This window comes from Natronorubrum thiooxidans, assembly GCF_900156475.1.
GTDB classification, from domain to species: Archaea; Halobacteriota; Halobacteria; order Halobacteriales; family Natrialbaceae; genus Natronorubrum; species Natronorubrum thiooxidans.
This window is the reverse complement of the sequence record NZ_FTNR01000016.1, coordinates 31,364-44,643: the sequence shown is the minus strand read 5'-3', so window position 1 is coordinate 44,643 and position 13,280 is coordinate 31,364. Positions and strand designations below refer to the sequence as shown.

The window sequence follows — 13,280 nt, the reverse complement described above, 5'->3', positions numbered from 1 at the left end:
GTTGGATTTGCTTAGCTCACAGCCCGCTTGATGTTGTAGACGGCACACATCAGGACGATTTCACGGAACTCACGATACCAACTTCGCGCACGCACGGCATTGCCGAGCGTGCGCTTGATCACGGAGAAGACGGTTTCAGACAGCGCTCTCTGGCCGTAGAGAGTCCCATCGATCCGCGCGTTATGCGCGTGATCGATGGGACGGAACTCTCGATGCTTGATTAGCGGTCTTACGTCCTCTTCCCGGAGTTTATCACGTAATCGTTGCCAGTCATAGCCTTTGTCGGCGGCGAGGCTGTGCAACTCGCCCGCGTTGCGGCGGGCGAGTTGCCAGCCGATCTGCGTGTCGTGACGTTTCTCGGTTGTACAGTGAACGTCGAGGATAGCTTGTGACGCTGTATCGACGAGAGCGGTTGTTTTGAGCGTCTGAACGCGGTAGTTCGTGCGACGGCAGTAGTGTTTGCTCGCGTTTTCGCGGTCGAAAAATGTCGCGTCCATCGCAGCGTGACCAGATGACTCGTGCAGCTGCGCCGACAGGCGCAGCAGCACTCGCCAGACCGCCATCTTGATCCTGTCAAACGCTTTGACTAGCGTCGAGTGATCTGGGAGATCGGCCTTCTCAAGGCCGATCTCCGCCAATATTTGTGGCATTTCGCTCAGAAGATCAAGCGCTTCGCGGTAGGATTTCTCCAAGTAAACCCGGAGACAATGCAGCGAAACGACGGCGTAGTCGGCGAATCCGCCGCCACCCTGCGGGGCGGCGGATTCGCCTCGGCCACCAACAGCACTTTTAGCCAACGTCACGACCTTCCCAGTGAAGCGGGAAATTTTGGACATGAACCATCCGCCGTTTCCCGCTTCAGCTCCCTAGTTGTGGCGGATCAAGTCGGCGCAGTCTGGCGATTCACCAGAGCCGTTCACTCAGTTACCACACCGGCATTCACTCCGTTCGTCCATGACTCAGCACAGTTCACGAAGCGACGTTCGGGAAGTACCGACTATGTAAGAGAACTGGAGCGCGAAAACCAACTACTCGGAAAAGCGCTTCAGCAAGCTACGAGACAGATCGAGAAATCGTCTCAGAAGGATGCAGAGTTGGGAAAGATCTTGCAGGAATCTATAGAGGACTCTTCTGATGAATTGCCCCAGCTCAGATTAGATAAAGACGAGACGGAAGAAGCATTAGCGAGTCTTGAAGAGACCGTTGATGAAGCGATCGAACGCATGGATGAAGTCGGACGCTGGTAGGAACTACAAAGTCATGCAGGATATTGTCGGGGCAAACTGCTGCAACAATGCAGTAGATACGGTGGGCTGTGTATGCAGCAACTGCGGGTCAGAAGCAAACTGCATAATAAAAGCCGGTGATGAATTCACTGGAATTAGTTGCGGGAACTGCGGAGAACAAATGCTGCCTGAGTGAACACCGGCGGTGCATATCAAACATCACGCTGACCGCCTCCGTTGATGCCACGGATCGTTCGCTGGGAGGTACTCGACGTACTCATCACCGCAAGGATACAGCAACTCGAGGTTCTGCAACTCTTGAATCCGTTCCTCGGTACGGTCTTCGGGGAACTCCTCGTTCAGATCTCCGTGGAGTGGCTCGAGCTATTGTTCCAACTGTTCCCCTAAACCTGCTCAAGTCTCACGCCGGATAGCGAGTAGGGACTGTTATCGATGCATTCAAAACCAACGTGGCAGAATACTAACCTGTGGTCAATATCAACTTTGATTTTGATGACGATATGATCGCTGTCGACGATCACGATCGCAAGCAACGGCTCGTCGCCGCACAAGACGGCGGTGTTTGGCGCGTTCTCGAGGGGCCGATCGGCGGCCCGAATACGCTCTCACAGCGGACAACCGTCGGGACTGCGAATCAGGCCCTCGTCGAGACGTTGCAGTGGCTTGCCGAGTCTGGCGAATAGCGAGTACTACGACCTCCACTTCTCACTGAACTCGTTCGAGTACGTCTTCGGCTCGTTGCTCACCGTTCCCTGGGACAGACTGCAACCCGTCTCGATCGGTCTGCCGTGAAGGTGCAATTGGCAGAGTGGCTTCCAGTTCAATCAGACCAGCTTTCTACAAAGATAATACGATTGAGGCGGTGCTGTCTAGCGATCCTACAAAGCATTTCGCTTCACACCCCCCACTCACAAAGAATTATAACGGAGGGGTAACTGCCTCTGTATGTGATCAAAATCGAACCCCGATAAGTGAATAACATAACTCTATCGAGCCCCTAATTTCCAGAACCGAACCAAGTGTCGTTTCTGGATGAACGAACATAGTTCACGCTAGTCGAGAAGTTGACACTCCAGTTGTGCAAAAACGTCCGAATAGAGGAATCTATATCCACAAACTATGAAAGAAGAAAATACCACGTCCGAAAAATTAGAGGTTAGAAATCGCAAAAAACCAATTTCATTGGCGAAGTATATGATTGTATCTCAGTAGACGGACCAGTGTTATTTCAACCATGCCTGATCCATTAGGACGTATTGACGATCATGCACTGCCCGACTGGCTCAAATACATTCGACATGACCAACTCGGGTCACGTCCGTACGACACAGTAGCACTCTCAGAAGAACAGGCCGACCAACTACAGGAAGCAGGTGAGTCGTACCAAGGCTATCTCAACCGCATTCGTCCGCACAAAAACGAGGACGGCCTCGAGTACGCCCAAGAACTCATCGCCAGCCTCCACAACGAAAACGCATCTCACTCGCGGCTCGCTCAGAAATTCAACCTCGCGGAGGAACCCAAGAAGTTCGCCTTCGAACTCGTCCTCAATGACGAAACTGTTGAGTTTCACTGGGGCCTCCCCGATACGATTGAGCAGCGGGAGTTCCGCCAGCAGGTCTCCGGACTCTACCCCAACTCCGAGATCAAACCCGTCAAGAACAAATTCCCCGAGATCGAACCGGGGATGCATGTCTCTGGCGGCAAACTCGAGCTTCACAGCGAAAAGTACCGCCCGATCAAAGGAACGAATGGCCTCGACCAATTCGAGAGTGATCCTTATCAGAGTATTCTGAGCGAACTCGTCGGCTACAGTGATGAAGTCGCTATCGTCCAGTTCGTATTCACACCCGCGAGTGACAAGTGGACTGAAGGACACAAACTCCACGAGTTTAGCGCCGACCAGATCAACGATAGTCTCACCTATGGTCGAGTCAGAGGCAGCTACTGGAGTCCTCGCTTAGACGACCCCTCCTCAAAGGACCTGCGAGCAGCAGACGCCGTCCTCAATCAGGAGGGGAAACAGGCGTTCTACGTCAACATTCGGTACCTCGTCTTTGCCTCTTCCGCAGACATCGCCAAACATCACGCCCACGGTATCGGGTCGATCTTCTCGTCGATCTACCACAACAACGAGATCGACCAGACGTTCACGCCGCTGGCTTACCATGGCGATGGCCTTCTCGAGGAAGCCCGCCGCGCAGCAGGCCGCGAGTTCCACTACGATCAGACCGCACTCACGGTCGAAGAACTCGCTGCGGCTGCTCACCTTCCCGGCGACGGCGTCGAATCGACAAACGTCGACTGGACTCGGAAAGGTGCCGGTAATCGCCCTCCAGCACAAGCCAAGCGGACGGTCAAGCCACCAGATATGGCGTACCAGCGGGACACTTCCAGTGTCAGCGGCGATGCCCTCGCGATGAGTTCGCTCTCAAGCGACTCGGCGGAAGAATCAGATACTGTCTCGAGCGACACGTCCGAAAGCGATTCACTACTCTGGAAAGGGGCAGAAGTCCTCGCCCGGTTCCTCTTCGACGACAAAACCGATGATTCAGACACTGGTGGCGCGGACAGCGCACAAAACGTCATCACTGTCGACACGCCCGAGAAACAGGAGGCGTTCAACGACGTCTATCGCCAGTTCATCAACGGCCAACTCACCCGTGAGAAAATCAAAGCCCGGTATAACGAACACGTAGCCGACAACCTCCTCCGGAAGTTCCGCGAGCGCCGCGCCGACGAAATGGGGATCGACCTTGAGGACCTTGAGGACGGTTCGATCTTCGATCAACCCGGCGCTCGGAACACACCCGAGAAGAAACCGGAACAGACGGAGGAACCGGCCACGCAGTCAGACGAAACAGACACTGGGGAAACGACCGACACTCGAGGCCAAGACCCCGACCAAGAGAATACTGTCCCCGACGACGTCGAGACGACATCGGGCCTACCCGAGACGGTCCAGCAGCCAGACTCCCTCCCAGAGAAATCCGAAGCGGGTCTACCAACAACCGATCGTCGCGGGATGGACAACTCGGCCCACCACGCTCACTACGTCTACGATCAGGCTGATAGTGACGTGCAGTTCCGTCGTGAGCCGGGGCTTCAGCAGTACTTCCCGTTCGAGCTCAAATCGTTCGCCAGCGGGACAGAGTACGCCGAAGAGGGCGACGTGTTCGCCGGCTTCGACGTTCGGGACCGCCTCATGCATTCGCATAAGGACAACCCCGACGAACCCATCTGGCTTGGCTACGATTCCAATCCGATGGACGGCATCCGAGAAATCGGCCTCGAGCCGTTCTCGTGGTTCCGTCACGCCACCGTCTTCGGTTCGACGGGGAAAGGGAAATCCACAACTCTGAATAATATCATGAACCAAATCGCCCGGAAGGGACACGGCTACGTCTTCATTGATCCAAAAGGAGACACTGTCGATGATCTGATAACACAGCTGCCCGACGACCGGATGGACGATATCATCTGGGTCGAACCCGGCAGCGAAACCTTCGAGCAGGTCGCCGGTATCAACTTCCTTGAGCCGGGCAACTGCGAGACGGAAAAGGAGTTCAACCGAGAAGTCGAGTCGATCATCGACGACCTCCGGGCAGTCCTGCGTGGCGGCGAGTACTGGGGGCCGAAGATGGAGGGGATCACGTGTAACATCGCCCGGGCGATGATCCGCTCGCGGCGTAAGTTCACGCTTGTGGACATGTACTACGTGCTGGCCGAAAGCGAGAGTCGGGCGAAGTTCTCGAACGTCGTCAGCCAAGAGGGGATGACGTTCATCCACGAGTACACCACGAAAATCGCGCAGATGGACGACGAGGAAATCGACCCGATCCTGCGCCGGATTCAGGACTGGGTCGAAGACCCCATCTCCCGGGGAATCGTCGCCCACCGTGACGGGACGATCAACATCTCCGACGCCGTCGAAGAAGGGAAGATCATCCTCGTCCGGAACACGATCCGCTCCGACGAGATTCGGAAAGTCGTCTCGACGGGGATCATGCGTCGTGTCTGGTCGACCATCCGAAAACGCGAGAAGATGCCCGAAGCCGAGCGCGAACCGTTCTTCGCGATCATGGACGAGTTCGACGACATCGCCTCGGAGAACATGGCCTTGGACAAGATGCTCTCGAAGGCCCGCTCCGGGAAGATGGGTGTCATCACCTGCCTGCAGAACCCTTCGCAGGTGCGGGACTTCGCCCCGCAGACGCTCAAGCAGATGTTCGGGAACTCGGACACGCTGATCAGCTTCGGTGTCACCGAGGTTGATGACGCCAAGATCATCGCCGAACGCTTCGATGACGAGAATATCGACTCGAGTACGTTCATGTCGTTGCCGGCGTTTACGGCACTGACGTCGATCTCGGTGATGGACGAAGACGGGCCAATGCGGTCGGACCCACTGGCCCCCAACACGTTCGCAGACTACCCCCCACGGCGGACGAAAGCCGACGCCGAGTCGATCATCGCCGAGAGCCTTGCAGAGTACGGTGTCGATCCACTCGAGCAGGACCTCGACGAGTCCGAACACGCACTCTCCCATCTCGGCGGCGAAGCCGATATCACGAAGAGTTTCCTCGAGGCGCTGTGGGCCGAGCAGATCCGACAGAACGCCCTCGATACACTCGAGGCAGAGTACGACGTGCTGGATCCATCCCCGCCGTTCAATATCGACGCACCGAGCGGTGGTGGCGAAGGCGAGACAGTCTCGGACGGCGGCATGCTCACGGTCACCGTCGAGGAGATCGTGGACGGATTCAAGACGCGAACAGGGACTGCGTTCGAAGAGCTCCCCGATGGCGTCCTGATCGACGAGGAGTACGTCGAACTCATCGAGACAGAAGACGACGATGACGACGACTCACTCCGTGGGACTGGTGGAACGCCGGTCGGCGAGATTCGGATTGCGGATACGGACACCGAACTCACGATCACCGACAAGGGCATCCGGGCTGTCCTTGAGCAAGCCGACGAAGACTGGCGGCCCGAGACGGAGAAACACAACGAGGTTCTGCGACGTGCGTTCGTCGTGTTCTCTGCGATCGGGATGGAAGTCACCATCGTCCGTCAGGAGCACGAAGAAAGCCTACCTGACGCAATCGCCTTCCCACCAATTGAGAGCAAAATCAAAGCGAAACGAGCGTCGAAAGTGCTGGATCGATTCGAGAAGGAGTATCCTATCGCGGCAGAACTCTCTAACGGTGGTGCAGTCACGATAGAAGCCGAGACTGCCACATACAAGAAACCGGCCCGCACACTCCAAAACCTCGCCCGGTCTGTTCGAAACGACCGGAAGACTATGTTCATCACCCCTGCAGCGGAGTCCGATGAGAGTGCAGAACCAGCTGCTCGGGTGAACCATATCCTCACAGATCCGATGTTCACTCGAGGTCATATTCGGATGCGTCCGAACGAAGACCCTGAGGAAGTCGACGATCTCCAGAACCGGACGCCAATGGAGCTCTACTACAACAAGACAGACTATCTCCAGTTGGGGACACCCACTGACGGCGAGCGAAAGCACGCAGTCATCGAACGAGGAGAGCAGGCAGTCTGGACGAAAACCGACGACAACGAACTGACGCTCTATAATGGGATGAGCGATGCGGAGGAACAAGGGAAACTCCGCATCGATGAGCGCTTTGGTTCGACGAATGCCTTTGAGGCGTGGTGTCGGCTCGACACTCACAACAATGAATGGGTCGTCTACCCCGGAGGCCGGAAACAGCGATACGATACGCTGGGTGACCTCAAAGAAGATTGGCAACTCGTCTACGAACCGTTCGTCCCCGAGCGAGAGTTCCAAGATGTTCCGGGTGAAGAGGCATGGGACATCGTCCAAACTCCTCTTCCTGACTTCCTGTCTCCTGCTGGTGGGGCTGACAGTGCTGAAGAGTCGGACGAGTCCTCGACTGATTCAGACTCTACTGAGGAAATCAGCAACATCGCCGAGGTTCCTGAAGATGCAGTCCTCGACCAAGAGCAAGAGAAACAACCAGCCGAGGGAGGGAACGAAAGCGATGCAGAAAGGGCCGGATTCACTCGAGAGGCTGTTCCAATCCCTGAAGCGCTCGTGCCCGAGGAAATGCCCAGCCGAGCAGAGGACACCAGCGGAAAACGATCGGTTTCGCATAGCAATCAGGTTCACGAGGCACCGCCCGAGGCCTTTGAGTCACTCTTCCCCGACGAACATCTGGACGACTACCGTGGGTTGACCGCACTCGCAGTGGAGGGCAACGACGCCGACCCCGTCGGACTCAACGAAGACAGCGACGAGACGGCAGACGACAGTGATGGAGAAGCCACGGCCGAAACCGAAGTCGAAGACGTCGAGGTCGATGCAGAAATCTCCGACGATGGCTTTGAAGTCGAAGACACGGACGACGAGGGAACGATCGACATTCTCGGTGACGAGGATGGAGATACGAGTGACGAGAGTGGCGCCGAGCGAATCGCAGAGATCGAGTTCGACCAATATGCAGCTATGGACGATCTGAACGACAACTACATCGCAAACGACACAGGCGGAAGTACCGATCCCGAAGATATCGAAATCGACGACGAGGCTGTCGCTGATCGCTTCGGGAGTAAGAAACCGACAACCCGGACGTTCTGGACTCGAGTCTGGGAGGCAGCAAGCGTCGACGAGACGAAGCCGATCTATCGCGAGCGACTGCCCGGCGCCGTCCAACACGCCGGCACTCGTCGGACGCAAGTTTCCGACGCAGTTCAACTCGGCCTCGCCTCAGGCGAACTCGTCCCCGCTGGGGAAGAAGAAGACGCCGTTCGACTCCCCGGCCCGCGTGACGCCTACCGTGAGCACCTCGAGGATGAGCAGATCACGAAGATGCAACGGCGAGATAACTGGACTGCTGTCTGGAATGCACTCGGCCACAGTCCCGAAAATGGGATCGATATTCCGGGTGTCATCATGGGTTTGCGCGCCACTCACGACCTCGAGCGAGTAGACGCCAAGGCTGCAATCGGAGCTGGTGTTGATGCAGGTGTCATCATCGAAGACGGAAAGCAGCTCGCACTCGGTGACCGCACTGTCCCTACCTTCTGGAGCGCGCTCCTCGATGAATACAACCGATCCCCTCACGATTCGTTCACCGAACAGGAGTGTATCCTCGGTCTGACTTTCGTCCACGACCTCTCAGAAGATCAGGCACACGCAACTCTCGAGCGTGGCCGTGAACATGGGATCGTCTATACCGAAGACCACTACTACATCAACACGCCTCGAGACGATCGTGGCCCGGAGATCGCTGAGGAAGCGTTCGATCCAGATGCCTACCCACCAAGCGACGACGCAGGGAACGCAGACAACAGCGACGACGGAGATGATGACGACGGCTCTGGCTCGAGTCCCGACGCTGGTACTGAGGAATCTCCCGAGTCAACTAACGAGAATACTGGCCAGTCAACCACAGAGACTACTGACAAAGAAACCACCGAGCAAACCGAGAGTGGTGGAGACGAACCAGCCACGGAATCGACGTCGACGGCCGACACGACGCCCTCGGACGAACCGACTCACGACGAGGGCCAACAGGAGTCGGACAGCACGCCCGGAGAGCAGCCGACCAATACCGACACGACCGAGACCACATCTGAAGCCGAAAGTCGCACAGCGACCAACTCAGAGACGTACAACGAATCGGAAAACCAAGACTCGAGTTCCGAAACTGAGTCGGAAGAAACGATCACCGACCAGCAGATGTTCGAGTCGTCGGACGACGAGACGACGTCCGACGAAACCGGAAGCGATTCTGCGGCCGACAGCGCCACGCAGAGCGAGTCCAGTGAAACGAGTGGTGCAGACCAGACCGCAGACGGCGAGCCGCGTGCCGAGCCCAACAGCGCGCTCATCGACACCGATCTTGAGGAGCTTCGACTGAAACCCAAACCAGACCTCGGCGCTGTCCAAGCCTGTCTCGAGGAAGCCGCCCTGTTCTTCCACGACCAGCTGGATCGGGAAATCGAACACAACGTCGAGTGGAACCAAGAGCGAGCGTTCGAAGAGGGCTACCGCAAGCCCGAGACGCCACGGGAGTACTTCACTTCCCTCGAGGGAGACGACCCAGCGTACCCAGTCGAGCGAGATCCCGAGGCAGCTGACGCGATGCCCGCCCATCGCGACGAGCAACCGACGGGCATTCAGTCAGTCGACGACGCCGAAACAAAAGTCGCCAGTCCGAACGACTTCATGATCGACGGGAAGCCCTACCAGTATCTCGGCGCTGACCATCGTGGCTGGAGTGACTCGATCGTCGACCAGAAACAACTCGGCTGGGCACCCGTCTTCGGGAAGGAACTATTCTATCATCTCGAGGAAGCGGGCTTCGCTCATCATACGATGATCGCGACGGGGCTGTTCACGAAGCCTCGAGACGCCTACGGAGAGAACAGCGACGGCGAGGGTTACGTCGACTACACGCAAGTCGATGAGCCGAAGGACCTCTCGTGCCTGTTTCGTGGACGTTACATCTTCCCCTACCACGACGAAGACGGACAGGTCGCGTTCTTCATCGGCCGTCAACCCGACTTCGACACCGAGCATGGAATCCATCCCGAGGACTTCACGAAGGGCAAGTACGCCAAGCTCGCCACGACCAAGAACTACACCATCGTCGACGAACCGATCTACGGCCGCGAAACCATCCGCGACGGCGAACCGCTCGTCATCACGGAAGGGATGGCCGACGCGATCACGGCCCACGCCCACGGGATTCCGTGTATCTCGCCCGTGACGAAGACGTTCAAAATCAAACAGCGCGAGACGCTGGCCGATATCATTCGGAGTCACCAGATCCCCGACGTCTACTTCCTGCAGGACAGCGACCCACCGAAGCGCGTCGTCCTCGATGAAGACGATCGGGACCACGACGAACGAGCCTGCCGGCGGGCGATGAACATCCGGGAACTGTTCTGTACTGGGGAGTTCCCCGGCCCGTCGGAGTTCACCGCGAAGACTGCAGTGAGTGCCGCCGCGAACGACCTCCTCGAGGAGATGCTCGAGGACCACGACATCTGTGTCGCTCCACCAGCTGATCCGGAGAAAGACGCCGACGAGGAAACGCAGGTCACGGCCGATGAAGTGCCGGTCCATCTCCTGACGACCGACGCCGACCGCCCACGAGATACCGGCCCGATCAGCGAAGTCATCGAAATCTACAACCATGGCCCCGGTGTCGACAGCGCCGTCGACATGGGTCGCGTACTGGATACGCATACGCCGTCACCGGACGAGACGTTCACGGGAACAGTGCAAGCCGCAGCCGACGTCTATCGCGAGGAAGTCATCGAAGGCGATGCCGACCCCGAAGAAGACGACTACGACCTCTGGGAAGAAGTGGCCCGCCGGCTGGATGTCATCGAAGTCGATACCGAGACTGATGGAGAGGCGACGACTAAGGACGACGCCGACCAAGCTTCTCTCGAGGAACCCGACCGCTTCGACTACGGCGGGACGAACGTCTGGCTGATCGAACTCCCACAGTTCGGGGACGAGAAACGCGACCTCGACGACTATCTGCAGAACGGCTGGCTGGCACTCGCGCCACCTGCAGACTGGGCACTCCGACTGTCGATGGAAGACAGTCCGTCGGTCGAAGAACGGCGTGACGGACACACCACGGCCCCTGCGTGGATGCAGGCTCTCACCCAGCGGGCAGATCCCGTCGCAGACTACCCGACCGGGATGGAAACCAACTCGCTAACCTACCCGGTGGCCAACGACCTCCTGCACACAGTCGGTTCGCTGCCCTACGCAGCGGCAGGCGACGACTTCCCAGTGAAGTCCCCGTATGTCATCAACTCCGACCCCGAAGCCGACAGCGACGAACTGCAGGCCGCTCACAGACATCCTGTTGCTGACGCTGCCGACCTCCGTCAGGACAACAACGCACTCACGCCGGCCCCGGAGTCGCCTGACGTCTACCCACCGCTCTCGCTGTTCGGTGTCATCCCGACGATCCACCCCACACAGCATCCCGCAGCCTCGGGCAATGTCAGTGGGCTCGTCAACTCCGACAGCGATTCAGCGATCGACGTCGACCCACAGGAAATCGAAGATCGTGTCGAGGAAGCCGACTACAAGAAACTCACCGGCAAACACAATCCGATCTGGAGTCTCGAGCTCCGCGACCTCGGACTGAACCCCGGCTCTCGAGGGAAGAATCCGTTCGGTCACTTCGGTGAATCGGAGAACTATTTCGTCGTGATCGACGACGATTTCGCCTACTGTCACAAGCGCGAAGCAGTATACAATTTCCAACACTTCGCACTCTGCGACATGGGTCACCGCGATGGGTCCACGTCGGCGAAAGGTCAGACTCTTGAGGATTATGAGTACTTCCTGCTGTGGAAGTACGCCCGCCAAAATGGACTGGTTCCAGAGCACACGCCGATCCCCCTCAAGGGGCTGGTCGGCTACGCGATCAAGCACGACTTCTGTGACCCAGCTGACCTCGAGCAGTTCGATGCTGCGGAGGGTCCAGATGAGGGCGAAGATGGCGACGGATCGGGGTCGGACGAGAAGGCGCTCAAGCGCAATCTCAAACTCCCCGATGACGTCTACTTCCCAGTTCTCAAAGATATCGAAGAAGAGACTGGATACACCCCAGCGCGTCTCGATAATAGTGGGTCCAGAGAGGACCAGACCGGCCACGGTGATGGCCCGGCAGAGGCCCCCGATGTGGACCCCGATGAGGCCATCCGTGAGGACGCACTCGAACGGTTCGGTAACTACTACCGGACGGGAGATGAATGGCCGGAGCCGATGGAACAATTCTTGACCGTGTTCGTGGAGATCGATGACGAGATCAGTGCGGATAGAGATCGGAGTTCTGTCACCCCTGTCTCAGACATCCGCGATGCCTACAATGCGTGGGCGCAAATCACCCTCGAAGATCTACGTCAAGATCCTGAGAAGAGCGCTGACGAAGCGGAGGTCAAAACCTATCCTCCGGGTGGGTTTTCGACCCGACTGAAGTCGGCTCTCAACAATGATCACCCCAAGCGAAAAGTGACTATCGAAGGACGCGGTCGTCCCCGGTGCTATTTCGGAATCAGTCTCACTGATCAGGGCGAACAACTCGCCCAACTCGAGGGGCTCTTCGCCGAAGACGAGTAACCGAATACTGTAACTCACTCTCTGTTTTATCGTCGGGTTTGCAGACACTCTTCCCAAAAACCTCTCTTTCTCGACATTGATTTCAGCCTCTCAATCACTGTGTTTCAGATCACTTCCCTTTGCGTCCCGAGGCACACTCGAGGTCCAAATCTGTTCTTTCTCATGACTCTCAGAACGGTACTTGTCTGAACTATAATCCACTGTCTATTGCGCGGAAACAACATCCCCACAACTGCTGTGCTATAGTTGTTGAATAACCAACCAGAATCTCCCCTGAGCAGCGGTCTGTTTCCTCTTTGATCCTCCGAAATACCCCCCCGGACAATCGCAAGACTGCGTCGGGTGTCCGGGGGTTAGATGCAAAGAAAATTTTTATGTGATAAACTCCGTGGCTGATATCCTTCAGTCAACCCCTCCATAGACCCATATTTACGACCGACATATTTCGAAATATGGGATATTCGAAAACCATGAAAATAACCAGACGGCGTCGGGTGTCCGGGGGTATCGACTATCCAAAATTACCCCCCGGACAATCGCAAGACTGCGTCGGGATGTCCGGGGTGTTTCACCACTTTATTCCGCATATAATTACCACAACCCAGATACAAAAGTTTCTATCGTGAAAATAACCAGACGGCGTCGGGTTCGGCTGAAATAATCGCCTTTCTGGGCCACTCTCAGACGACCCCCGGACAATCGCAAGACGGCGTCGGGGTGTCCGGGGGTGAGAAGCTGTACTGGACCTCGAAGCGAATCCTCGAGACTCGAGTACCTGTCTCGCTCGAATCTGCGCGATACGAGGGTCTCGACAGACTCGACTTTATTTCACGTTCTCAGACACCCCCGATTTTGAGCCGCTGCGTCTGAGATATACCCCTATTTCCCCC

The 13,280-nt window shown here is 57.0% G+C and carries 5 protein-coding genes; 4 read left to right on the top strand and 1 reads right to left on the bottom strand.

The genetic code is table 11. The annotated features are described in order from the left end of the window. Positions 1 to 11: 11 nt before the first annotated feature. Positions 12 to 803 (bottom strand): IS5 family transposase, encoded by a 792-nt coding sequence (locus BW940_RS17680; protein WP_235847845.1) that lies wholly within the window; start codon positions 801 to 803, stop codon positions 12 to 14. Between BW940_RS17680 and BW940_RS17675 the strand changes: the two genes are divergently transcribed. The 4 genes from BW940_RS17675 (at position 708) to BW940_RS17665 (ending at position 12,390) form a co-directional block, all read left to right on the top strand. Beyond that, a complete protein-coding gene (locus BW940_RS17675) occupies positions 708 to 1,247 on the top strand; it encodes a hypothetical protein (protein ID WP_235847846.1) in 540 nt (179 codons plus the stop codon). The genes BW940_RS17680 and BW940_RS17675 overlap by 96 nt on opposite strands. A 219-nt stretch (positions 1,248 to 1,466) precedes the next feature. Then, positions 1,467 to 1,634, top strand: a complete 168-nt coding sequence (locus BW940_RS21570; RefSeq protein ID WP_159440185.1) for a hypothetical protein — start codon at positions 1,467 to 1,469, stop codon at positions 1,632 to 1,634. A gap of 113 nt (positions 1,635 to 1,747) precedes the next feature. After that, a complete protein-coding gene (locus tag BW940_RS17670) occupies positions 1,748 to 1,930 on the top strand; it encodes a hypothetical protein (protein ID WP_235847843.1) in 183 nt (60 codons plus the stop codon). A gap of 551 nt (positions 1,931 to 2,481) precedes the next feature. Next, positions 2,482 to 12,390: a type IV secretion system DNA-binding domain-containing protein gene (locus BW940_RS17665; RefSeq protein ID WP_235847842.1), complete on the top strand. Its 9,909-nt coding sequence runs from the start codon at positions 2,482 to 2,484 to the stop codon at positions 12,388 to 12,390. Positions 12,391 to 13,280: the final 890 nt, after the last annotated feature.